Here is a 22,103-nt window from a genome sequence, read left to right on the forward strand (position 1 = left end):
GGCGGTCGTGTCTGGCGCCTTAATGGCTTATGAACCGAGTATGTCCCCGGTTATGTCTTGGGTAAAACTTGTGGAAAATCTAGTTGACCTGCCCGTTCCCGGTCAGCATTGTGTGAGTGGGCGGGGTACTCTCCCCGAACGTGACCACGTCTTGGCAGAGATCTCAGACCGCCCCAACTCGTAGCGTTTCCCGGCGCTCCTTCCTCGGCGCAGGCGCGGCGACAGGTGCCGCTGGGATCTTCGGCGCTAGGGCGCGAACTGCCCTAGCTGCGGAGGCGAGCCCGGTATTCGCGCATTCGTTGGCCTCGGGAGATCCCTACCCGGACAGCGTGGTGTTGTGGACTCGGGTGACACCCACCCCGGAGGCTCACCCGGGTTCCGGATTAGGGCCGTCCACTCGCGTGCGCTGGGAATTAAGCTCTGATCCGGGCTTTGGAATCCTCGTGGCCTTCGGGGAAACACTCAGTGATGCGGGCAGCGACCACACCATCAAGGTGGTGGCCAGAGGGCTCGCTCCCGCCACCACATATTTCTTTCGCTTTAGCGTGCTGGATGGTCCCGCCAGCGGCGCAGTGTCGCGGACGGGACGCACCCGCACGGCCCCTGCGGTGGATGCACAGCTTCTGCGGCTGCGCTTCGGGGTATGTTCTTGCTCGAATTATGAGGCTGGGTACTTCCGCGCCTACCGCGATATGGCGGACCGAGACGATCTCGAGTTCACGCTGCACCTGGGAGATTTCACCTATGAGTACGCCAGCGGGGAGTACGGTGCGGCTCATAAGACCACGGTGCGCCGTGTAGAGCCCGCGCAGCGCACCACCACTTTGACCGATTACCGCATCCGGCAGGGCCACTATCACACGGATCCGGACCTGGCAGACTTGCTGGCAGCCAAGCCGCTTATCGCCATCTGGGATGATCACGAGTTCGCGGATAACTCTTGGCGTGAAGGCGCCACGGGCAACTCCATCGACATTCATGATGACTTTCCTGCCATGAAAGCCCAGGCCACCCAGGCCTACTTCGAGTGGATGCCGGTGCGCGCCGGGGAGGGGTTTGGCACGTCCGATGACCGTCACCTCTACCGCCACCTGCGCTACGGTGACCTAGCGGAGCTCATCATCCCGGATCTGCGCAGCTTCCGGGATTATCAGGTGCTGATGACTCCCTCCAATTCGGGGCTGGCCGCAGACCCTGATTACCTCCGGGCGGTTGGCGCCCCAGATCGCAGCATGCTGGGAGGCACACAATTTCAGTGGTTCGCGGATGCGTTGGCCACCTCTGGCACGCGTTGGCAGCTCATTGGTAACGAGGTGATGTTTGCCCCGCTGACCCTTCCTCCAACTTTAGATCCCCACATCCATGAGTGGCTGGTTCACCAGATAGGCTTGCCTGCAGAGGGAATTGCGTTGAACGCGGATCAGTGGGATGGCTACATGGCCGAGCGTTCAAGGATTGTTGAGCTCATCGCGGCTGATAAAAAGCCGGGAGTGGTCTTTCTCACTGGTGACATTCATTCGTCTTGGGCCGCTGATATTCCCGCCAATGCGGGACAGTTTCGCCTTGGGCAGGATAACCGCGTGGTGGCCACGGAGTTCATTACGCCCTCGGTCACCGCCGGCAGCGCCTTTGATTCCTTGGCATCTAATCCGGCGCTGGATGTCCCAGTACGCGAACTTTTGAGAGTAGGCCAAGACCTCATTCGCAGCGTCGATACTTGGTACCGCTATATCGATCTCACTTCGCACGGTTACATGGCTGTGGAGGCCACCGCCGAGCGCGTCCAAGTGGATTGGCTGCATGGAGACGTGCTGGAGCCCAGCGCCGGTGTGTCCCACAGTGCTAGTTACCAGGCGCTTTATGGCGCGCCGGGAGCACGCTCGGTGGGAGAAGAGTTAGACCGCTCCGCTGCGATCTACTAGACTGGGGAGCCGTTGACGCTGAGCTCGCCGTTGGGGGCGACGGTGACCTCGGCGGCGAACGCTGCTGCGAGGTTGACGCGTTGCCACGAACCCGCGGCGCCGTTGTCTTGTTTATCCAGAGGAGAGCCGGAGGGGAGCGCGGTGGCAGCGATGACGCGCGCTCGTTGTTCCCAGGACAGCTCCGGGAAACGGTTGTGGAGCAAGACCGGAGCCCCCTGCGGAATATTCATGGGGCGATCCGTGGCATAGACGGGGGCTAGTCCATACGTTGCTTGGTTGGCATATATGGTCGCTGCCTGGGCATTGCTGGCATAGGCGCGGCCGGCTGCCTGCTCGGCGGCGATGGTCTCTGTGAGGGGCTTGCCGGTCCGCCACGTCAGTTCGGTACGAATCTCTTGGCCTACCTGGTTGAGAGCGTCTCGCATTTTTGGATCATTGAAATGATCCGCTGCTGCAGCGGTGCCGGTCATGCGCCCGCCGATGACGTCGAGTGGGTAATGCACTCCCATGACCACCCAGCTCTCCCCAGCCTCGGAACCGCGGGCGAGAAGCTGAGGGCCCAGCTCGGGCAGAGCTGCGGCGAGCAGCGTGGTGATAAGAACCGCCTGATTGGTGTGCCCGGAAGGAAAGGAGGCGGAGCCATTCAGGGCATAGTAGTCCTCGCGGCCATCGTTGTGCTTGTTGATGAGTTCTGGGGCCACCTCGAAGGGGCGGGGATAGTTAAAGATCTCTTTCTCCACCAGCGTGGAAGCTGCAATGCCCTGGGCGCGGGAGACATAGCCGGAATCGAGGAAGGCCCGTGTCTTAGGCAGCCGGTTTTCCGCGATGGCGGCGCGTAGTTGCTCGCCGAGGGTGGGACCGAAGGCGTCGGAAAGCGTGCCAAGTAGCCCACCGCTGTCGGCGCGAGCATCCGCCTGGGCGCGCGTGATCCGCTCGGGAGAGGCGGAGTTATTGATGCTCAGCGTGATATTCAGATTCTCGGCGAGGGTATCTGGGTGGTTGGCGCGCAGGTCAGCGAAGCCGTCGACCACAGAGTAATACGTGCCGCCGGGATAAGAGCTGATGTCAGAGATGTACCCAAAGTAGGCATCCGGACCGAAGGGTTGCGGTTGGGGCGCTCCTGATTCCGCTGGATAGGTGGTGGCAGGCAGAGAGCTAGGAGCGTATTGCTCCTGCAGTTCTTGCAGCTGCTGAGGGGGAGCTAGAGGCAGTGTGGCCGCAGAAGCCGGCGCGACTACTGCTTGCATGGCTACGGCGCCAGTGATGAGAAGCGCTGAGAGGCGAGGGAGAACTATGTTGCGTCGATGATTCACACAGGCACACAGTATTGACCTTGTTTTTCCTCTCGGGAACGCCTAGATGTCGAAGCGGTGAATTGTGGCTAACGCAGGCGCGCTGATTCGATGCGCCGCGGGGCTATGTAGGCAGTAGAGCCCGCGCAGATGACGGCGACGAGGGTGAGGATGGTCTCCCAGTCGCCGTCGAGAAGCCCGCCGAAAAGAACCCAGACGATGATTGCTGCGGCGGTGAGCGCAAGGATGGCCACGCCAAAGAGGTTCTCGTTGCCCGTGCCGACAACGGGGATATACAGCAGGCCTGCGCACACGCCAACTAGGCCTGCGACTATTGCGACCAAGATGGCCATGGCGGGGCCCTGTTCGGCCCAACCGGAGATGGTGGAGACGATGAGATCGGTGACGATGACGACCGCGAAGGTGATAACGGCACAAAGAACGCCCAGGATCGTCAAGTTGATAGCTAGTTTCTTGGTATCAAACTTTCCCTGTGGCTGTGGAGAATAGTAGCGCGATTCATCATCATAGGGCTGTTGATATGTCATGGCTCTAATTCTCGCATGCGCGGGCAAGCCGAGGAAAGACGTGGGCCCTTACTTCGGCTTGCGCACGATGGTGACATCTTCCTCTGGGTCGTCGGCGACGGCATCGGTGTACCACTCTGTCAGGGCGGGATCGTTGGTCTCGAAGTCGGCGCCGGCGCCTTGATCAGAGGGAACCTTGGTGACTCCAAAGACGAAGTCATCGCCGTGATCGTCGATTCCCTGCGCAACCCCCTTGCGGATCGCAGCGAGGGCGAAGCGGCGCCGGATCATAACGGGGTCATTGCGTAGATCGATGGCCCAGGAGACCATAACGCCCACGAGGATGATGGCGAAGGGAAGTGCGCAGGTAACCATGATGGACTGGAGCCCGGACAGGGCATTTTGTCCGCCGGCGAGCAGGAGCGACAGCGCCACTAGGCCGAGCGCGGCGCCCCAGATGATGGTGACTGGTTTGGAAGGCACCGCGCGTGCAGACTGGGACATCGAACCCATGACATTGGTGGCAGAATCTGCGGCAGTGGTGAAGAAGATGAGGATGGCGACCAAGACGATCACGTTGGTGATGGAGCTGAAAGGAAGGTTCCCCATGAGATCGAACATGACGTTCTCCCCGGAGTCCTTGACCTCCATGTCGCCACCGTTGAGGCGTTGCCAGATGGTGGAACCGCCAAAAATGATGAACCAGAGCATGGATATTCCTGCTGGAACGATGACGACGACGGTGACAAACTCGCGGATGGTGCGTCCGCGCGAGATCTTGGCAATGAACATGCCAACGAACGGGGACCACGAAATCCACCAAGCCCAGAGCAGCGTAGTCCATCCGAGGAGGAAGGCGCTTTGGGTGTCACCTTCGCTGGCATAGACCGAGAGCATGGCTGGTACCTGGTTGAAGAAGGTGATGACGGTTGAGGGGATGAGATCGAGCAAGAATACGGTGGGGCCGGTTAGAAGCGCGAAGATAGTAAGACCCAGCACGAGGAACATGTTGGCGTTTGATAGCAACCGGATGCCTTTCTTGACGCCGGAGACTGCTGAGATGACGAAGATAACCGTGAGTATAGTGATGGCAATGACGAGGAAGATGTCGCCGCCCAGCTCCTTACCGGTGACTATGGAGGTACCGGTTTGGATCTGCAAGGCACCAATGCCTAGTGAGGTGGCGGTGCCAAAGAGGGTCACCAGCACCGCGAGGATATCGATGATCTTGCCCAGGATGCGATTGTTGCCATCGGGGAAAATCGGCTCGAAGAGGGAAGAAATCAGCGGTAGCCGTCCGCGCCGGAAGGAGGCGTAGGCAATTGCGCCGCCCACCAGGGCGTAGACGCCCCAGGCTAGAGATGCTTGGTGCAAGATGCCTTGGGAGATGGCAAAGGTGACTAGTTCGGGAGATTCCGCGGGTAGATCCGTGCCCGGTGGTGGGGTAATGAAGTGGATGAGTGGTTCCATCGGGCCGTAGAAGATGAGCCCGATTCCAAGACCCGCGGCAAAAAGCATGGAGATCCACGACAGCGTTGAATAATCGGGCTCGCTATCGTCGGAGCCGAGTCGGATTTGGCCGGTTGGTGCTAGGCCGATGACGATCATGAAGATCAAGATGATGATCATCAAGGCGGTGAAGAACCAGCCGAAGTTGGTGACGACCCAGCTTTGCATGGTCATGCCTACTTCGTTGAGGCCGGTCGGCGAGATGAGTGCCCAGACAAAAACTGCGGTCGACACGAGAAGTGCAACCGCGAAAACAACCTTATTGGTGGGGAAAGTCGAATTGGTATCATCGACGTCGATTCCGGGAACGAGTGCCGGGTGAATCGAGCGATTTCCCGAAGAGGCCTGTTTGACCGCCGATTTCACCCGGTTTCTTGCTTTTTTCTTTTCTTCAGACATAGAGAGTCCATTCGATTGGTCTAAAAGCTTGCTGGGGTGATCTTAGCGGGGAGGGTGCTAAGGAGTTTCTATAACCCCCTAGAAAATGGTCTCATTCTTTTCATTGGTGGCGCCGGACTGCGTCGGTGGACGATAGGGATCTTGGCCCGGCCGGGCCACTGGCGCTGGGTTCTTGCGCTGCCGTAACTGCACCGGAGGAATAGGGGGCGCAGGCAGTCGGCGCGGGGAGTCAGGACTGTGGCCTATATAGCCTTCGACCTGCCCGAAGCGCTCACTGCCGGCCTCCCATTCCGCGCGGTAGTGACGGATCTCGGCATCATCGCGGCCGATGAAGTTCCACCACATCACCAAAGACTCGGGGAAGGGTTCCCCGCCCAGCAGGATCAAACGGGCGCTCTCACTTCCAGTATTGCTGATGCATAAGGTGTTTGCCCCGGTTCCGGCGTAGGCGAGTTCGGTCCGGTTGACGGTGACGCCTTCTAGCGAGATGCGGCCCGTGTCTACCAAGATGCCGTGCTCGAACTCGGCATTCACCGGTAGATCGAGCGTGGCGCCAGGTTCAAGGTTCAGCTCCGCGCCGAGCAGGGGACTGAAGGTGGTCACGGGCGAAGTAGAACCGAGCGCCGACCCGAGAAATACCAGCGCGCTTCCGCCTGGAAATTCGACAGGTTGGGGAACGTAGTGGTCAAAGCGGCGCTCGCCGTGCCGTGCGCTTTCCGGCAGCGCCGTCCAGAGCTGCACCCCGTGGAGGATTTCCGTGTCCTCGGTTGAGACCTCAGAATGGCAGATTCCGCCGCCGGCAGTCATGAGGTTGACCTCGCCGGGGCGCACGATCTCGTGAATACCCGCGGAATCATCGTGGCGAATAGTGCCGGAGAAGAGCCACGACACCGTCTGGAGTCCTGTGTGGGGGTGGGGAGCTACATCCATACCGCCGGATTCGCCGACTGGGTCTGGCCCGTAATGATCGCAGAAACACCAGGCGCCAATGAGGCTGCGGCGGCGCTGGGGGATGGTGCGGTGTACGGTCATGCCGCGTGGCCCTCCCAAGGGGACATCGCGCGCGGTGATGATTTCGATGTCGACGCGGGTGTCACCGGCGCTGCACACAACTTCGGCCGGATGGGGATCAGCATTGGACATGGCGGCGGCTCCTCGCTCGACTGGGAAATTTTCAGACGTGTCCTACATCATAGCTTTTGTGTGCGAGATTCCGGAGCAAGTTGCCTGGCAAGGGGGAGCTTAAGTAACGGAGGTAGATGCTTATAAAAGCCTACGTTAAAACCTATCCTGTGGTGCAAAAGACAAAGCTGTGGAAAAAACCTCCTGGCCAGCAGTTTCGGGCACTTTCGGGATGGTGGGGAACCGTTATAGCCTCTAGAATATTCGACAAAATTCACTGAGCAGTTGTTTAATCTAATTAGCCAAGACAAACCTTATAACTACGTCTCCCCTTGGCTTATGAGAAAAGAGAATGTCATGTCGTTCCTGCGTCGTGCCGCCAGTGGTGACACCCCAGCACAGCCCCTGCTGTCCTTGTTTTCTATCCCCGTCGGTCACAGCTGTGTCCTGCAGCACGTAGGGGAGGAGTTCCTCAGCCGGCCAATGCGCCAGCGGATGGCAGAACTAGGCTTGCGCGCGGGCACTCACATCGCCATCTGCCAGAAAACGGCCGGTGGTGGCCGAGTACTGCGGATCGGCAACACTCGTTACGCGGTGGACAAGGATACCTCGAAGCAACTCATGGTCGCGGCGGGTGAGAACTAATGGCTCCTAAGACTGCTCCTACCACCTGCCATTGCGAGTCCCACGGTGGACCCGTCGCCCCGGCAGGAACACCAGTCATCGCCCTCGTCGGCGCGCCCAATGCCGGAAAGTCCACGCTCTTTAATGCTCTTACCGGCGCTAAGGCACGCATGGGCAACTGGCCAGGCACCACTGTTGAGGTTAGCCGTGGGGCATGGAAGGCGCACGCGGGCAAAGAGAAGCACAATGAGAATGCATCAGGTCGCGTTTTTGACGTGATCGACTTCCCCGGCGCCTATTCTCTTAACCCCATGAGCCCCGACGAACAGCTCACGCGCGATCTCGTGATCGATTGCGTCGAAGAGGAGCTGCCGGACCTCGTACTCGTGGCCGTTGACGCCTCCAGCCTCTCGCGCAGCCTCTACATGGTGGCGCAATTGGCTGAGGAAGCCGCGCGCATCGTGGTCGTGGTGACCAAGAGCGATATCGCGGCGGAAAATGGCGAGGTCTTCGACCTCGACGCAATCTCGAAGCAGATACAGGCCCCCGTCGTGGCCATTGACCCGCGCCACCGTGTCAACCTGGAAGGCTTGGCAGAGGTCATTGAGGCGGAGTTGGCGCGCCCGCGCCGGGTTCGTCGTCAAGCGGAGGCGTCCACGGATGCCTTTGCGCTTGCCGACGGCCGCTTTTCCTGGATCGAGCACATCGTGGCTGAGGCCAGCACGGTAAAGCATCACGCCAGCGCCAGCCGCAGTGAACGCATTGACCGCGTGGCGTTGCATCCGTTAGCCGGACCTTTGCTCTTCTTAGCCGTCATGTGGGCGGTATTCCAGATTACGACCACCGTTGCTGCGCCTTTCCAGAATTGGCTGGACGGATTCTTTAGCGGCCCCGTCAGCGACGGTGCCACCGCGCTGCTCGAGACCCTAGGTCTGACGCACCCGGTGTTCTCCGGACTCATTGTCAACGGCCTCATTGGGGGCGTGGGCATGGTGCTTACCTTCGCACCGCTCATGGCCTTGATGTTCCTGTGCCTAGCAGTACTCGAAGATTCCGGATACATGGCGCGTGCGGCGGTAGTGACGGATCGCGTGATGAAGGCCATTGGCCTGCCGGGCAAGGCTTTCATCCCCCTGATCGTCGGCTTTGGCTGCAATGTGCCTGCCATCTCTGCGACCCGGGTACTTGGACAGCGCCGCCAGCGGGTACTGACCGCGCTGCTCATTCCCTTTACCTCTTGCTCGGCGCGGCTGACCGTGTACCTCATGCTGGCGGCGACCTTTTTTCCTGATCATGCCGGTTCCGTCTTGTTCGCGATGTATCTCATCTCCATTGGCCTCGTCGTCGCGGTAGGCCTGCTGATGAAGAACACCCTGTGGCGCAGGATGGGCTCCGAGCCCTTGGTCATCGACCTTCCCGTCTACCAGCTCCCCGGCGCGCGACTGGCGCTTTCTGTGACCTGGATTCGCCTGCGTGGATTCTTGCACACTGCTGGTGGAATCATCGTCGCCACCGTGGCTGTGGTCTTCGTGCTGCAGTCGACTCCGGTCACCGGTGGTTACGGCTTCGCCGACGAGGATATGCCTTTCGACGACACCGCTTATGGCCGCATGTCCAACGCGGTGGCCCCCGTATTCGAGCCGGCCGGATTCGGTTCCGGCGCCATTGCCGGCACTTTGGTGACTGGGTTCGTGGCCAAGGAAGCTGTTATTTCGACGTGGGCGCAGACTTACAGTCTTGATGATGTCAGCGATGAGGATCCGGATGATCAGGGTCAGTCCGCTCTGGCGGAGGCAGTCCGCGAGGACTTCTCGCAGGCCTCCGGCGGGCACACCGTGGCCGCGGTCTGGGCGTTCATGCTATTCCTCTTGGCCTACACGCCCTGCGTAGCTACCCTGGCAGCACAACGCCGCGAGATCGGCACCAAGTGGATGCTTTTCGGCGTGGGGATTCAGCTGGCCACGGCATGGTTGCTGGCGGTCGTAGTATTCAACTTTCTAAAGATCTGGTTCTAATGACAGCGCAAATGACACAACAACCTTCGACGCGCAGTGAGCAGGCTGGGCCGCTTTCCAAAGTGGCTGCCGCCGTGCGCGAGGGAGCCACCACAGCTGCGGAGATCTCTCGGGCGACGGGGCTATCGGCCTCGACGGTGTCTGCGGCCTTGGACTACCTCACGCGTGTTGGCATGATGCGTTCCTCGCAAGAGTCGAGCGTATGCACGGAATGCGGCCTGCGCAGCTCCTGCACAACAGGCCCCAGCTCTTGCGGCTCTCAACGCGGCGGACTGGTCACCTTAACCCTCCTAGACACACCTCCGCGCTAAAAAGTGCCCGCAGGAACTGTGTGTTCCTGCGGCTTAGTAATCTTTGAGAAGATGCGCAAAGACCTGTTCGCGCAACAAAGGCGCCAATGGCACTCCCGGGGCAGCGGGGTTTACCCAGGCAAGTTCACTGATTTCCGTTGAGGGGTGCGCCACGGCAATGGACTCGGGGTAGGCAAAGACATGCGCGCGGATGGTGTCATCTTCCTCATTGGCGGAAGGGCTGACAAAGACCCCAACGGGAAGAAGCCTATCTGTATTGATGGTGGCGCGAATGGTCTCAAAAGTCACCCGGCACGCGGCGGTGGCGGGGGACTCACCGCTGGAAATGTCTCCATTGGGCAGCATGAAGTGCGGCGTGTCCGTCTTGCGGATGCTCAGGATACGCCCGTGAATGTCATGGAAGACAACGGCGGAAACCTCGCGGGTGCTCATGGTTTAACAGCTTAGTCCGCTGAAAGGATTTTTCCTGTTAAGTAGATCCCTCGGGCTTAGTGACATCGATCCGCGCGTTCAAGATAACGGCTTGGACACAGTCCCGGCGAGTGTCTTTGGAAGCCCCACATCCGTGACACCATAGGTTAAAGCAACGACTGCAGCGCCTAGACCTTATAAAAGGAAGTCCTTTAATCATGTTTCCGATACCGTATCTGAAGACAACTCTCGTGGCCTCGGCCTTTGCCGGTGCTTTCTTCTTGGGTTCGCCATTGGCCGGTGCTGCGGAGGCGCCGGCGGGCTACTTTGAACAAGCTCGCACGGAGTTGGAGAGCGCGGGAGTCGCTGTACCTGCAGTGGACCCAGCAGTGACTAAGGCTATCGATAGCGGGTTGGGGTCCCTTCTCAACACCGAGCAAGCGCGCGCAGTGCAGGAAAAGTACGCGCAGCCAGCAACCAATCCGAACCCTCTGGGGCTGGTAGAGGAGGCTACACAGCCTGAGTTTCGTCCCCAAGGCACGGATCCAAATTACAGCTGGAAGAATGACGCCTTTTCCAAGGTAGCAGCCGGGAAACCGGGCGCAGATTTTGTCCTCCACCGAGTTCCCGGCTCCTATTTCGACGCTCCGCGCATTCCGGAGGAGTCCAACACGGCCATGACCCAGGGGCAATCCCTGTATGGCCCAGGCACTCCTCTCTATGTCAACGACAATACGATGTGCACACTCGCCGTTGCGGGTGAGGACGGCGAGGGAAGAAAGGTGGGGATTACTGCCGGGCACTGCGGAAACATCGGCGATGATGTCGCCTCCGCAGACTCCTGGCACGTGGGGCCGACCGGCACTATCGCCGCCAAAAACGAGTACTTGGACTATTCCGTCGTCGAGTTTGGTTCCCAGGCTAAGGTCAGCCGCAGTTACAACGGCCTTGAAGTAAATAGCTTTGGCGGGCAGGTGAATCCGGGTGAGGTGGCCTGCAAGAATGGCGTGGCAACCGGTACCACCTGCGGGGTGACCTATGCGGAGAACTCCGAGATTCAGATCAACCAAGTCTGCGCCATGGGTGGGGATTCAGGCGCCCCGCTCTATTCCAACGGCCGGGTAGTAGGTTTCATCACGGGCGGAATCATCAACAACTTTGATTGCCGCACGCCGTGGCAGGGAGCTATTCACAGCCCCACCACCGCCACGCGCGCGGACGCCGTCCTTGCCGATCTCAACGCGCGAGGCGGAGTGGGAGCCGGATTCCGGTTGCCGGAGGATTAGATCCGCACTTCCTGCGGGATTAAGAGCATAATTCTCCTTATCGAAGGAAAACACCTACGATGAGGAGAAGAGAAGATCATGACTGATGCCCGCAAAAACGCCTATGTACTGCAACAGCTGGCATTCGAGGACTTGGGTATTCTAGAGCCGCTTTTGAGAGAACGTGGCTACTCAATCCGTACCTGGGAGGCGGGAGAAGTCCCTGAGCTTCCCTCCCAACTCGGGCCTGCGGATCTATTAATCGTTCTCGGCGGGCCGATTGGCGTCTACGAAGAGGAGGCCTATCCATTCCTGCGGGAGGAAAAGCTCCTCGTGCGTCAGTGGTTGGACAAAGACTTAGCGATTCTCGGCATCTGCCTAGGCGCGCAACTCATAGCTGAGGCTCTAGGAGCGCCGGTAACACCCACAGGCCGCAAGGAAATTGGATACGCGCCGCTGACTCTGACTCCGGCGGGAGCATCTAGCGTCCTTGCACCGCTGGCCGGTGAGCAGGGCGAACCGGTGCCCGTGCTGCATTGGCACGGGGATGAGTTCGCCATTCCTGCCGGGGCGAAGCGCCTTGCGGAAACGGCAGGTTTTCCCAACCAGGCATTTAGCGTGGGCGAGAAGGTGCTCGCGCTCCAATTCCACCTCGAGGCGGATTACCAGCGCATTGAACGCTGGTTGGTCGGTCACGCAGGCGAGCTTTCTGCCGCCGGAATCGATCCCACCACCATCCGCGAGGACGCGCGCCGCTATGGACCTCGCCTGGCCGTGGCTGCAGGAGCTGTTTTCAACGGCTGGCTCGACGGCGGAACACTTGGTGACTAATCGGCGGAACACTTGGTGACTAATCGGCGGAACACTTGGTGACTAATTAGTCACCAAGTGGGGGATGCAGGCTACTGAGAACTTGGTCGTGGAGGAGTCCGTTCGAGGCGAGGGCGGAACCGCCATGGGGGCCGGCAACACCTTCGAGGGAGGTGAACGTGCCGCCAGCCTCCGTCACCAAGAGGGAAGGGGCAGCTAGATCCCAGAGCGAAACCTCGGGTTCGGCCGCGATGTCAACTGCGCCTTCCGCAACGAGGCAGTAGTTCCAGAAGTCGCCGTAGCCGCGCAGGCGCCAGACTTTATCCGTCAACGCGATGAACTCTTCGCGCAAGCCGTGCTCTTTCCAGCCACTCAGGGAGCTCATAGACAAGGAGGCATGCTGGAAGTCACTGACGCGGGACACCTGGAGACGCTTGGGCTCGCCACCGAAGACGCGGTAGGCGCCGGCGCCCTTCGCTGCATACCAACGCCGCCGCAGTGCAGGGGCAGAAACAACGCTGACCACCGGCTCGCCATCTTCCAGAAGGGAGATGAGTGTGGCCCATACGGGGACGCCACGCACGAAGTTCTTGGTGCCATCGATGGGATCAATGACCCACTGGCGGCCGCTAAAGCAGGCCTCGCCACCAAATTCCTCGCCCAAGACCTCGTCACGAGGACGGGTGCGCTTGAGCTCGCTGCGAATGAGTTTTTCGCAGTCGAGGTCGGCATCAGAAACCGGGGTCATATCCGGCTTGTCTTTCACCGAAAGATCAGCTGCCTCGAAACGGTCCATGGTCACCACGTCTGCGTGACCCGCCATCTCGAGGGCTAGTCCGAGATCCTCTTTGTACTTACCCACGAAGCAACTCCTCCATTTGTTTAACTACCTGCTTGTTTCCAGCCAGGCTCCATTCCACTCCGCCGGAATTGACCTTGATGGCGCTACCACCGGCGGCCTCGACGAGGGCCTTGCCCGGGAACCAATCCCAGTCAGCCACGGAATGCTGCATCCATGCGCCCCACGTGCCTTCGGCAACGGAGGCTAAGTCTACCGAGCCGGCGCCCAGCATCCGAACCGTGGCGAATTGGCTAGCTACTTTCTGCCAGGTGGCGTGAATAGCCGGATCTTGCAGGGAGGAGGGGTGGAGGTAGGTAGCGAGGCAGACCTTTTCAATGGGGACATCACCGAGCGGGGCGACGTCTTGTCCGTCGCGGGAGGTGGGAAAGCCGTGCCCACCAAACCAGGTGTATCCCATGGCGGGACGGTGGACGGCGCCGAGGATGACATCTTCGCCGGCGACGAGAGCGAGGGCGGAGCACCAGTAATCAGAACCGGAGGTAAAGTTGTAGGTTCCATCGACGGGGTCAATGACCCAAGTGCGGCCTGAGGTGCTGTGCGCTGCCGCGCCCTCCTCGCCGAGGATCCCATCCTCAGGGCGCGAGGCAGTGATGACGCCTGCCACGAAGCGCTCGGCGGCGCGGTCGGCATCGGTAACGACATCGGAGATGGAGGTCTTGTAATCTACGGAGAGTCCTTGCTCGCGCATGCGCCAGGCAAGACGGCCTGCGTTGTAGACCAAAGCCTGCGCCAAGTGGGCGTCGGAATCCTGCGCGTGAGCAACGTTGAAGGTCTTGATGAGAGCGTCAATCATCTCATTCAAGCTGGGCGGTTGAGTCATGGACACCATTGTCGCGCTTAACGCCACCGATCGCTAATTGAACGCGGTCTCACGGGTAGACTAGGCGGCTATGCGCCAGGAAGTATCAGCACGAATCTCAGAATTGAACGCCACTTACGGGAGCATCGAAAAGGTTTCGGATCCGGAGGCTTTGGCCGAGAGTATTCGAGAGCTAGAGGCCCAAGCGGGAGATCCCTCCTTGTGGGATGATCCTTCCCACGCCCAGAAAGTCACCTCTGCGTTGTCGGCGGCCCAGGCGAAGCTGCGCAAGCTTGAATCCCTGCGCGGGCGCCTCGACGATCTGCCCGTGATGTATGAGCTGGCGGAGGAAGAGGGAGACGCGTCGATCGCAGACTCAGAGCTGGAGGATCTCGCAGCCGCTATTGATGCGCTCGAGGTCACCACGATGCTCTCTGGCCCTTATGACGAGCGCGAGGCTGTGCTTAATATTCGTTCCGGTGCCGGCGGCGTGGATGCGGCCGATTGGGCGGAGATGCTCATGCGCATGTACACCCGCTGGGCGGAAAAGCACGGCCACAAGGTAGATGTCTACGACATTTCCTATGCCGAGGAGGCGGGCATTAAATCGGCCACCTTCGTTGTGCACGGTGAGTATATGTACGGACAGCTTTCCGTTGAGCAGGGGGCGCACCGCCTCGTGCGCATTTCTCCCTTTGATAACCAGGCCCGGCGCCAGACTTCCTTTGCAGAAGTTGAGGTGTTGCCTGTGGTTGAACAGACGGATTCCATCGAGGTCCCTGACTCCGAGATTCGCGTTGACGTCTACCGCTCCTCGGGCCCGGGTGGCCAGTCCGTCAACACCACTGACTCCGCGGTACGCCTGACCCACATTCCGACTGGGATTGTTGTGACCTGTCAGAATGAGAAGTCACAGATTCAAAATAAGGCCTCGGCGATGCGTGTGCTGCAGGCCAAGTTGCTCGATCGCAAGCGGCAGGAAGAGCGCGCCGAACTCGATGCCTTGGGCGCGGGTGGTAACGCCTCCTGGGGAAATCAGATGCGCTCCTATGTTTTGCACCCTTATCAAATGGTCAAGGATCTGCGCACCAACTACGAGGTGGGGGATCCCTCGAAGGTGCTCGACGGTGACATTGATGGCTTCCTGGAGGCGGGGATTCGCTGGCGTATGGCCGAAGGCGGCGCTAATACAGGAGCCTAAAGAGCGCCGCGTTTGAGGTTCCCAATGCCAAGCCATGTTGCTAAAGTGGCGCAAGTGATCACCTTCGAAAAAGTATCCAAGATCTACCCGACCTCCACGCGACCAGCGTTGGATGAGGTCTCTTTCGAGATCGATGACGGGGAATTTGTGTTCCTCATCGGGCCTTCCGGATCCGGCAAGTCGACATTTCTGCAGCTCATGGTGCGCGAGACTAACGTGACCTCCGGTGATATCCACTTTGATAAGTTCCACGTCAATAGGCTCAAGGGCCGCGAGATTAATCATTTGCGCCAATCCATTGGTTACGTGTTCCAGGATTTCCGCCTCCTTCCCAAGCTCGATGTCTACCACAACGTGGCTTTCGCGCTGGAGGTCATCGGGAAGAAGAAGTCGCGCATCGACAAGGCTGTGCCAGAGGTACTGGAGATGGTGGGCTTGGGCTCCAAGCAGCACCGCATGCCCCATGAGCTCTCAGGTGGTGAGCAGCAGCGCGTGGCCATTGCCCGCGCCTTCGTCAATCGCCCCACACTAGTGCTTGCCGACGAACCTACCGGCAACCTCGATCCAGCTACCGCGTCGGAGATTATGGGGTTGTTGACCACCATTAATCGTCGCGGAACAACGGTCGTTATGTCGACGCACAACGCGCGCGCCGTGAATGAGGCGCGCCAGCGCGTCCTCGAGCTTTCTAATGGCAAGCTCGTCCGCGACGAAATTAATGCACTCTATGGGGAGGCGCTCTAATGCACTTGGGATACGTGCTGCGCGAGGCTTTCAAGGGCCTCGGACGAAATCTGACGATGACCATCGCCATGATCATCACCACGGCGATTTCGGTAGGCCTTGTTGTCGCCGGTATTCTCGTGACAGACATGACCAAAAACACCAAGGAGATCTACCTTGAGCGGGTCGAGGTTATGGTGCAGCTCGATGAGGACATCTCCGCCAATGATCCGGAGTGCACCACGCCTGCCTGCGCGGATTTGAAGGAGGAGCTGGAGACAAACAGCGAGATCGACTCGGTAGAGTACCGTAACCGCCAGGCCTCCTACGATCGCTTCGTGGAGCTTTTTGAAGACACCGACCCTGTGATGGTGCAAGAAACCTCACCGGATGCGCTGCCTGCGGCTTTCCACGTGCGCCTCAAGGATCCGACCAATACTGAGGCGCTCGCGGCCATTGCCGATGATCCCGCCGTTTCCGAGATCGTCGACCAACAGGAAGAGGTTCGCGGCGCGGCCAGCAACCTCGACTCTATTCGCAACGCCACCTTCATTCTGGCGGCAATAATGGCGATAGCCGCGGTGTTCCTCATCGCCAACATGGTGCAGATTGCGGCGTTTAACCGCGCTCGAGAGACCTCCATCATGCGCATGGTCGGCGCTTCGCGGTGGTTTACCCAGGCTCCCTTCGTTCTTGAGGCCGTCCTCGGTGCCTTCATTGGCGTGGTGCTCGCCGGGGCGGGTGTGCTGGTGGGCAAGAAGACCGTGCTGGATCCCTCGCTAGAGAATCTCTACCAATCTCAGCTGCTTGCGCCTATCAATACAGGGGATATTTGGGTGGCTTTGCCCATCGTCGGACTCATCGCTCTCATTTTTGCCGGGCTTACCGCGCTTGTAACAATGCGGGCTTATGTGCGCAAGTAGGACGCGGCTTCGACAAGCGGCTTGATAGGTGGCTGGCGTGGCCGCTACAGTGAAGTAGTTATGGCTAAGAAGGGCAAGAAAGACAAGAAGGCGGCTTCCGGCGAGGCAACGCTGGCGACAAACCGCCGCGCCCGGCACGACTACAAGATCCTCGAGGAATATGAGTGCGGAATCGTGCTCCTGGGCACGGAAATCAAGTCCCTGCGCGAGGGGAAGATCTCCCTCAACGACGCCTTCGCCACCATCGACAACGGTGAGGTCTACCTGCGTAACCTCCATATTCCGGAGTACTCCATGGGGTCGTGGACAAATCATAGCCCCAAGCGCACCCGTAAGCTGCTGCTGCATCGTCGTGAGATAGATAAGCTCTTTGGCCAGGTACGCAACGGTAATAAGACGCTTATCCCGCTCAAGGTCTACCTCAAAAATGGCTATGCCAAGCTCTTGCTTGGGCTGGCTGAGGGTAAGCAAGACTACGACAAGCGCGAGGACATTAAGCGCCGGGACCAAGACCGAGACATCTCCCGTGAGTTGGGGCGCCGCGTTAAAGGCATCAACGTCTAAACCATCCGCCTTGAAGGAATAGAGTGCCGTGGGGTAGCGTTGTAGCTAACATAAGGAAGATGCACATCCCGCCTTATGAATATGGGGTTGATTTGGTTTCGACTTCGTACATTGCGCCAGGGGAAGCGTGCCGGTGCAGGCTAGAGACCACCGTATAAGCGTCGTAGCAACCAATAAGCGCAGAGAAGAACTCTCAGCGTGACTACGCCCTCGCTGCCTAATTACAGCGACGCGTGTCTGTCAGCCTAGGTTTTGTTCCTGACCTAGATCCTGGCATCGACTAGGGAACTTGCCGTCTGGTTGTGCCAACAGGGCCAGATGGGACTCTCACTGATGGCTGGGCTCATCATCCGGAACGTGTTCGTCCGAGCCGGAGAGCCGAGCAAAGATCCCGCGCGAACTGCGCACGGAGAAGCCCTGGCAAAATGACGAAGGACCCGGGTTCAAGTCCCGGCAGCTCCACCGTTAGGCCCCCTGAACAGCACTTGTTCAGGGGGTATTTGCATGCCCCTTAGTCCCCCAGTATCTCGGGAGTGGCTTTCACCTTTTCGGAACTAATGGTTTTGTTTGACTAGTCAGTCAATTAATGATGGATGGAGTTCCTAATGGCCAGAAAGGTTGACCCAGAAAAGGTTGCTCAAAAGAAGGCAGAGATCGCCGAGGCAGCAGCTCGCTTGTTCGCCTCCCACGGATACGAAAACACCAGTGTTACCCAGGTTGCCAAAGAGGTTGGTACCAGCCCGGCGAGCATCTTCTATTACTTCCCGGACAAGGCCTCCCTGTTTCGTGCGCCCTTCGAGGATGACGTCCCCAGAGCAGAAAAGTTGATCGCGCAGCACCAGGACACCGCTGACCCCCTCACATCGATACTTGAGATTGTCGAAACTCTCGCCGCCGACGCCGCCTACCCCTACGCTGCGGGCATGCTCGTCGAGTCATTGCGGCGCATGGGGCATGATCCAGAACTCATCGCAGTGTCAGAAAATGCCTCAACCACCCAGAAAATAGGTCTGGCCGGGTTAGTTAGGAAGGCTATTGATGCCGGTCAGATAGACAAGACGCTGGACCCTGAACATACCGCTGGTTGGCTACTGTGCATCGTCGACGCCTGTTATCTCAATGCGGAACCGGGACACGATCCATCTTCCGAGGTGCGAAGAACTGTTCTGGGCTATCTCAAGGGTGCAGCGGCATGAGCGAATCCACGAGCAATACCATCACGGTTGGCATATCTTCCAGATACCTCACAGTGTTCACCGCAGGTGGGGCGCTGATTGGCTTAATCTCCTCGTTCATCGTAGGCCCCGTCGTTTCCTGGCTCTTAAGCCTCATCGGTGATGCGCCAGGGCCGTTGCGTCTTGCTGCCGAGCTGCCCCTCGCCTTGGCCATCCCCGTGCTCACGATCATCGGCGCGGTAGCTGGTTTTCTCATCGCGTCCAGCTGGATTCGGGATGCCGGAACCATTGACGTCGGGGGGGATGGGTTCACCGTTCATAAGAAAGACTCTCACCTCTTCATCGCCAAAGATCGGATCGCCTACGTCGTCGCGGAACAGGGTTCTCTGGTCCTCATCGATGACGACGGCTGTGAGCTATTTCGGGGCCCGCTGGACAAAGACTTGATCCCTGGACTCAGGGGTGCACTGGAGAGGTGTGGCTACCCGCCGCTCGCCGAGGCTGACCCTTTCGATTCGGAATTCACTACTTGGGTCGACGGTGACGGACGGTTGGAAGGCGACCTCGAGGATCTGTTGCGCACTCGGAGGAGGGCATTGGCTGATAAGCATCCCGGCGCCGCCGAGGCCGCCCTGGAGGAACTCCGTGAGAAGGGCATCATGGTCCGTGACCGCGATGATTGCCAGCAGTACCGGGTGAATAAGAGATGTTAGCTCAGCTCGATATACCATTGCCGTGCTCGTGCCGTGGTGGGGTGTTGAGAGTCTCCACCTCGGCGAAACGGTTAACGCGCCAGTCACCGATGTTAACTGACTGCCCTGTTCATGCTTATAGAACCAACGAGAGAGTTGAGGAAGATACATGTCGGAGACTGACCCTTTAGCACTCGCTCAGCTCATTGCCGTGACAGCTAAACCGCCGGCCGTGTTTGGCCGCATCCCCATCGAAGACCGAGTGCTGGACATCCTCCTTGATGATCTAGTCGAGACCCACGCAGTAGTCGATTCGGCGATGAAAGAAGCGTTCATTGGGTTCTTTGTCGATGCTGGGGAGCTCGACGCCCATTGAACCTGAGTGCCCAGAGGATGCGTTGACGCAGAAAAACATTTGGGCCTTTGCAGGCATGGAGCCAAGAGTTGAACTCGAGCCTCTCCTCGCGGCTCGTCGATCCACAACGTGACTATCGGCTCGTCGCGCCTTTCCCTCAGGCTGAATTTGGCGGTGGCGCTAATGACTAGGCGCAGGCCTGGGGTGTGCTCAAAGGTTCTGCTTGGCCGAGGTCTTGCCTAGGCTGCGTGGGGCCCGCGCCCCCAACCGAAGTCCTCGAAGGGATCGAATCCGCGGAACCCGCGGCGGGCCTTCCCGAAGTATCCACGCAGCTTCTTGCGCTGGGATTCTAGGGCAAGATATTCGCGGAAGAATACATCATCCGGGCGTCCTTCATCGTGGGGTCCACCGTGATGACCACGCCGACGCCTGCCATGAGGGCCTTCGTGGCGCTGTCCATGTAGCCCTTCGTGAGGTCCGCGCCCAAAGCCGGGTCCGCCGCGGTGCCAAGAATCGGCACGTTCGCGGATTTCCGGGAACTGCTCCTCCAGCGAGGAGATTACTTTCGCGGTGAGGTCTGCATACGTTTGGCGTTCTTCGACGGAGAGTACGTCGAAAGGATCTTCCATGGATAGTGAGTCTATTTCGGCCGCAGCTTCGCGTCCGGCCTCGGTGAGCTCGATGAGGAAGGAACGCCTGTCGGCATCATCGCGGCGGCGGGTGACCAGGCCGTTGGCCTCGAGCTTTGAGACCAGTTCGCTCAGAGACTGAGGGCGGACGCCCAGCATGTAGGCAAGGCTCTTTTGCGTCAGTGGGGATTGCAGAGCGAGGATTTGCAGCACACGGCCTTGACCGGAGCGGATTTCCCCGCGGAAGCCTCCGTGGCGGCCGCGCCCGCCGTGTTCGCGCCGTTGTACTCGGTCAGCTATGCGCAGCAGAACGAAGAGTTGTCCGATCTGTGCCGACAGGTCGGCGTCATCGCCAGTGAAGTCGGGGTTAGAGGTGTTGTTTGCGTCAGTCATGAGTTCTCCTTTGAGTTGTGTAGGTACCTGACTTTCTCAATAATACACAGGTACCGAACTATCTCAACAGGTACCTGATTAATACTGGGTTGGGTGGAGGGTGCTCGGTGAAGGCATAATTAGTAGACAAACCTCTTGCACACCCCGCGGTAGGCGGCGAGCGTGAGGTCGACGTCTTCCAAGTGGATGCACTCGTCGTGGCTGTGTAGTTCTTCGTTGACTTCGGCCAAGAAGCGTCCGCGCGCGTGGAGTGAGAAGCCATAGCCAATTCCGCCCATCCGGCGGCCGAAGCGAAGGTCGGAGCCGCCGGCAGCGTAGACCGGGATGACGGATGCCTGGGGGAAGAACTCGCCGTAGGTGTCTACCATTGCCTCCCATAGTGGACCTTCCGCCGGGGAAGTGGAGGGCGGCTCGTGGGTAAGGCGCTCAATTTCGATAGTGTCGGAGAGATCCCCTAGGGCTGCGCGAATCATAGCGTCGACGCTGTCGGCGGTGTCACCAGGTAGGGCCCTGATGTCCAGGTTGAGATAGGCGTGCGAGGGGATGACGTTGACGGAGCTTCCAGCGCGCAGGCCTGTTAAAGCAATGCTGTTATGGCTGAAAGACAGCGCGAAGGTGGTGAGATCGCCAAAGGTCTCATAGGCCTCATCATCGGCGGCACCAGCTACTAGCGCTGCGGTTGTTGCGGGATCGAAGTGAAAGGCCTCGACAAAGCGGGCCCACATGTGGTCGAAAGCAGCTGGAGGTTCGAAAGATCCTATGCGCTGGGCCGCGTCCGCGAGGGCGAGGATTGAGGAGTGCTTTCTATAAGGCATCGATCCGTGTCCCGTATCGCCGCTGGCGTGTAGGCGCCTTTGGAAAACTCCTTTCTCGCCGACGTTGATAACCAGCGCGTCACTTCCATCGCGCACGGGCAGGTGGGATCCGCCCATCTCGGAGAGGCAGTTCTTCCAGGAGAAGGCTTCGGGGTGGTTCTCTGCGATCCAGCGCGCGCCGAGGCCGCCGCCGTTTTCCTCATCTGCCAAGGCGACGAAAGTGACGGTCCCGCGGGGAGGGTTGCCTTGCTGGGCCTGGATGGCAATCTCGCGCACGGCGGTGGCCTGGGCGGCGGTGATGAAGAGCATGTCTAGGGCGCCGCGCCCGTAGAGCACGCCGTCGACTATTTCGGCCCCGAAGGGTTCATGGATCCACTTGTCCTCGTCGACGGGCACCACGTCGATGTGTCCGAGCAGGGTCAAGGGTTCGGCGCTGGGGTCTGAACCGGGGACGGCGAAGGCTATGGAAACTCTTCCGGGGAGCGGCTCGAAGCGCTGGACTTGGGCCCCGGAGCCTTGGAAATACTCCTCGAGAAGGTCTGCGTTGCGTACCTCGTGACCACTTCCGGGGGTGCCGTCGTTGACACATCTATTGCGTATGAGACCTCGGAGAAGTTCCAAATTTTCTGCCTGTATATCTATGAGAGAGTGGATACTTCGCGCCTTTCGTGGTTTGCTTGTACCGCGACAATATTAACTGTCGACATATAGAAAAGGAAATGTTTAACAACACTACCTGCACTTCTGTGATGCCCGTTACATTAA

Annotated in this window: 22 protein-coding genes and 1 other RNA gene; 14 read left to right on the forward strand and 9 right to left on the reverse strand. The window is 59.3% G+C overall.

Going from position 1 to position 22,103, the window contains the following annotated elements; translation table 11 throughout:
- Positions 1–116 precede the first annotated feature (116 nt).
- A complete protein-coding gene (locus F4V60_RS03575; protein ID WP_232315970.1) occupies positions 117–1,922 on the forward strand; it encodes an alkaline phosphatase D family protein in 1,806 nt (601 codons plus the stop codon).
- Here F4V60_RS03575 and F4V60_RS03580 read toward each other — a convergent pair.
- The 4 genes from F4V60_RS03580 to F4V60_RS03595 all read right to left on the reverse strand — a co-directional run bounded on the left by F4V60_RS03580 (position 1,919) and on the right by F4V60_RS03595 (position 6,792).
- Positions 1,919–3,169 (reverse strand): acid phosphatase, encoded by a 1,251-nt coding sequence (locus tag F4V60_RS03580; protein WP_075731024.1) that lies wholly within the window; start codon positions 3,167–3,169, stop codon positions 1,919–1,921. The two genes, F4V60_RS03575 and F4V60_RS03580, sit on opposite strands and share 4 nt — an antisense overlap.
- Positions 3,170–3,303: 134 nt before the next feature.
- Entirely contained in the window at positions 3,304–3,762 is a 459-nt protein-coding gene (locus F4V60_RS03585; protein ID WP_075729371.1) for a hypothetical protein, read from the reverse strand.
- 48 nt (positions 3,763–3,810) lie between these two features.
- Positions 3,811–5,649, reverse strand: a complete 1,839-nt coding sequence (locus tag F4V60_RS03590) for a BCCT family transporter (RefSeq protein WP_084559126.1) — start codon at positions 5,647–5,649, stop codon at positions 3,811–3,813.
- 78 nt (positions 5,650–5,727) lie between these two features.
- Complete coding sequence (locus tag F4V60_RS03595; protein ID WP_075729373.1) at positions 5,728–6,792, reverse strand: pirin family protein; 1,065 nt, start codon at positions 6,790–6,792, stop codon at positions 5,728–5,730.
- Positions 6,793–7,128: 336 nt separating this feature from the next.
- On the opposite strand from F4V60_RS03595, the gene F4V60_RS03600 reads away from it, so the two are divergent.
- From F4V60_RS03600 to F4V60_RS03610, 3 genes are read left to right on the forward strand one after another with little or no spacing between them, the layout of a single operon-like run.
- Positions 7,129–7,416, forward strand: a complete 288-nt coding sequence (locus F4V60_RS03600) for a FeoA family protein (RefSeq protein ID WP_075729374.1) — start codon at positions 7,129–7,131, stop codon at positions 7,414–7,416.
- Positions 7,416–9,410 (forward strand): ferrous iron transport protein B, encoded by a 1,995-nt coding sequence (feoB, locus tag F4V60_RS03605; protein WP_075729375.1) that lies wholly within the window; start codon positions 7,416–7,418, stop codon positions 9,408–9,410. Before F4V60_RS03600 ends, feoB begins: the two co-directional genes overlap by 1 nt.
- Before the next feature lie 11 nt (positions 9,411–9,421).
- On the forward strand, positions 9,422–9,721 hold the full coding sequence (locus tag F4V60_RS03610) for a helix-turn-helix domain-containing protein (RefSeq protein WP_075731026.1): 300 nt from the start codon (positions 9,422–9,424) through the stop codon (positions 9,719–9,721).
- A 33-nt stretch (positions 9,722–9,754) separates the two neighbouring features.
- Here the strand turns inward: F4V60_RS03610 and F4V60_RS03615 are convergent, their stop codons facing one another.
- On the reverse strand, positions 9,755–10,153 hold the full coding sequence (locus tag F4V60_RS03615; RefSeq protein ID WP_075729376.1) for an NUDIX hydrolase: 399 nt from the start codon (positions 10,151–10,153) through the stop codon (positions 9,755–9,757).
- Positions 10,154–10,350: 197 nt separating this feature from the next.
- On the opposite strand from F4V60_RS03615, the gene F4V60_RS03620 reads away from it, so the two are divergent.
- Both F4V60_RS03620 and F4V60_RS03625 read left to right on the forward strand, forming a co-directional pair.
- Positions 10,351–11,418 carry a S1 family peptidase gene (locus F4V60_RS03620; protein WP_075729377.1) on the forward strand — a complete coding sequence of 356 codons (1,068 nt, stop codon included), beginning with the start codon at positions 10,351–10,353 and terminating at the stop codon, positions 11,416–11,418.
- 78 nt (positions 11,419–11,496) lie between these two features.
- Positions 11,497–12,228, forward strand: a complete 732-nt coding sequence (locus F4V60_RS03625) for a glutamine amidotransferase (RefSeq protein WP_075729378.1) — start codon at positions 11,497–11,499, stop codon at positions 12,226–12,228.
- Between the two features lie 46 nt (positions 12,229–12,274).
- Here the strand turns inward: F4V60_RS03625 and hisN are convergent, their stop codons facing one another.
- Together hisN and F4V60_RS03635 are read right to left on the reverse strand one after the other, a co-directional pair.
- Positions 12,275–13,069 carry a histidinol-phosphatase gene (gene hisN, locus F4V60_RS03630; RefSeq protein ID WP_075729379.1) on the reverse strand — a complete coding sequence of 265 codons (795 nt, stop codon included), beginning with the start codon at positions 13,067–13,069 and terminating at the stop codon, positions 12,275–12,277.
- Positions 13,062–13,898, reverse strand: coding sequence for an inositol monophosphatase family protein (locus F4V60_RS03635; protein ID WP_075729380.1), 837 nt, complete (start codon positions 13,896–13,898; stop codon positions 13,062–13,064). Before F4V60_RS03635 ends, hisN begins: the two co-directional genes overlap by 8 nt.
- A 61-nt stretch (positions 13,899–13,959) precedes the next feature.
- Here F4V60_RS03635 and prfB point away from each other — a divergent pair, with 61 nt between their 5' ends.
- From prfB to F4V60_RS03675, 8 genes are all read left to right on the forward strand, one after another.
- Entirely contained in the window at positions 13,960–15,069 is a 1,110-nt protein-coding gene (gene prfB / locus F4V60_RS03640; RefSeq protein ID WP_075729381.1) for a peptide chain release factor 2, read from the forward strand.
- Between the two features lie 54 nt (positions 15,070–15,123).
- Positions 15,124–15,813, forward strand: a complete 690-nt coding sequence (gene ftsE / locus F4V60_RS03645; RefSeq protein WP_075729382.1) for a cell division ATP-binding protein FtsE — start codon at positions 15,124–15,126, stop codon at positions 15,811–15,813.
- A complete protein-coding gene (gene ftsX / locus F4V60_RS03650) occupies positions 15,813–16,715 on the forward strand; it encodes a permease-like cell division protein FtsX (RefSeq protein WP_075729383.1) in 903 nt (300 codons plus the stop codon). The genes ftsE and ftsX overlap by 1 nt, the downstream gene beginning before the upstream one ends.
- Before the next feature lie 60 nt (positions 16,716–16,775).
- Positions 16,776–17,279, forward strand: coding sequence for an SsrA-binding protein SmpB (smpB, locus tag F4V60_RS03655; protein WP_075729384.1), 504 nt, complete (start codon positions 16,776–16,778; stop codon positions 17,277–17,279).
- Positions 17,280–17,362: 83 nt separating this feature from the next.
- Positions 17,363–17,744: a transfer-messenger RNA gene (gene ssrA, locus F4V60_RS03660) on the forward strand.
- A 140-nt stretch (positions 17,745–17,884) separates the two neighbouring features.
- On the forward strand, positions 17,885–18,475 hold the full coding sequence (locus F4V60_RS03665) for a TetR/AcrR family transcriptional regulator (protein ID WP_075729385.1): 591 nt from the start codon (positions 17,885–17,887) through the stop codon (positions 18,473–18,475).
- A complete protein-coding gene (locus tag F4V60_RS03670) occupies positions 18,472–19,167 on the forward strand; it encodes a YqeB family protein (RefSeq protein WP_075729386.1) in 696 nt (231 codons plus the stop codon). Before F4V60_RS03665 ends, F4V60_RS03670 begins: the two co-directional genes overlap by 4 nt.
- A gap of 148 nt (positions 19,168–19,315) precedes the next feature.
- Complete coding sequence (locus tag F4V60_RS03675) at positions 19,316–19,522, forward strand: hypothetical protein (RefSeq protein ID WP_075729387.1); 207 nt, start codon at positions 19,316–19,318, stop codon at positions 19,520–19,522.
- Positions 19,523–19,740: 218 nt separating this feature from the next.
- On the opposite strand, the gene F4V60_RS03680 is transcribed toward F4V60_RS03675, so the two are convergent.
- Both F4V60_RS03680 and F4V60_RS03685 read right to left on the reverse strand, forming a co-directional pair.
- A complete protein-coding gene (locus tag F4V60_RS03680; protein ID WP_075729388.1) occupies positions 19,741–20,523 on the reverse strand; it encodes a MarR family winged helix-turn-helix transcriptional regulator in 783 nt (260 codons plus the stop codon).
- Between the two features lie 119 nt (positions 20,524–20,642).
- Positions 20,643–21,980: a M20/M25/M40 family metallo-hydrolase gene (locus F4V60_RS03685; protein WP_075729389.1), complete on the reverse strand. Its 1,338-nt coding sequence runs from the start codon at positions 21,978–21,980 to the stop codon at positions 20,643–20,645.
- Positions 21,981–22,103 lie beyond the last annotated feature (123 nt).

This window comes from Corynebacterium flavescens (assembly GCF_008693105.1).
GTDB lineage: Bacteria > Actinomycetota > Actinomycetes > Mycobacteriales > Mycobacteriaceae > Corynebacterium > Corynebacterium flavescens.

Excerpts from the sequence above, each read along its gene's own strand:
- prfB (WP_075729381.1), top strand. The coding sequence starts at position 13,960 with ATGCGCCAGGAAGTATCAGCACGAATCTCAGAATTGAACGCCACTTAC.
- F4V60_RS03580 (WP_075731024.1), bottom strand. The coding sequence starts at position 3,169 with ATGCAAGCAGTAGTCGCGCCGGCTTCTGCGGCCACACTGCCTCTAGCT.
- F4V60_RS03595 (WP_075729373.1), bottom strand. The coding sequence starts at position 6,792 with ATGTCCAATGCTGATCCCCATCCGGCCGAAGTTGTGTGCAGCGCCGGT.
- feoB (WP_075729375.1), top strand. The coding sequence starts at position 7,416 with ATGGCTCCTAAGACTGCTCCTACCACCTGCCATTGCGAGTCCCACGGT.
- F4V60_RS03600 (WP_075729374.1), top strand. The coding sequence starts at position 7,129 with ATGTCGTTCCTGCGTCGTGCCGCCAGTGGTGACACCCCAGCACAGCCC.
- F4V60_RS03625 (WP_075729378.1), top strand. The coding sequence starts at position 11,497 with ATGACTGATGCCCGCAAAAACGCCTATGTACTGCAACAGCTGGCATTC.
- F4V60_RS03590 (WP_084559126.1), bottom strand. The coding sequence starts at position 5,649 with ATGTCTGAAGAAAAGAAAAAAGCAAGAAACCGGGTGAAATCGGCGGTC.
- F4V60_RS03615 (WP_075729376.1), bottom strand. The coding sequence starts at position 10,153 with ATGAGCACCCGCGAGGTTTCCGCCGTTGTCTTCCATGACATTCACGGG.
- F4V60_RS03620 (WP_075729377.1), top strand. The coding sequence starts at position 10,351 with ATGTTTCCGATACCGTATCTGAAGACAACTCTCGTGGCCTCGGCCTTT.
- F4V60_RS03675 (WP_075729387.1), top strand. The coding sequence starts at position 19,316 with ATGTCGGAGACTGACCCTTTAGCACTCGCTCAGCTCATTGCCGTGACA.
- smpB (WP_075729384.1), top strand. The coding sequence starts at position 16,776 with ATGGCTAAGAAGGGCAAGAAAGACAAGAAGGCGGCTTCCGGCGAGGCA.
- F4V60_RS03585 (WP_075729371.1), bottom strand. The coding sequence starts at position 3,762 with ATGACATATCAACAGCCCTATGATGATGAATCGCGCTACTATTCTCCA.
- F4V60_RS03670 (WP_075729386.1), top strand. The coding sequence starts at position 18,472 with ATGAGCGAATCCACGAGCAATACCATCACGGTTGGCATATCTTCCAGA.
- F4V60_RS03635 (WP_075729380.1), bottom strand. The coding sequence starts at position 13,898 with ATGGTGTCCATGACTCAACCGCCCAGCTTGAATGAGATGATTGACGCT.
- F4V60_RS03610 (WP_075731026.1), top strand. The coding sequence starts at position 9,422 with ATGACACAACAACCTTCGACGCGCAGTGAGCAGGCTGGGCCGCTTTCC.
- ftsX (WP_075729383.1), top strand. The coding sequence starts at position 15,813 with ATGCACTTGGGATACGTGCTGCGCGAGGCTTTCAAGGGCCTCGGACGA.
- F4V60_RS03680 (WP_075729388.1), bottom strand. The coding sequence starts at position 20,523 with ATGACTGACGCAAACAACACCTCTAACCCCGACTTCACTGGCGATGAC.
- F4V60_RS03665 (WP_075729385.1), top strand. The coding sequence starts at position 17,885 with ATGGCCAGAAAGGTTGACCCAGAAAAGGTTGCTCAAAAGAAGGCAGAG.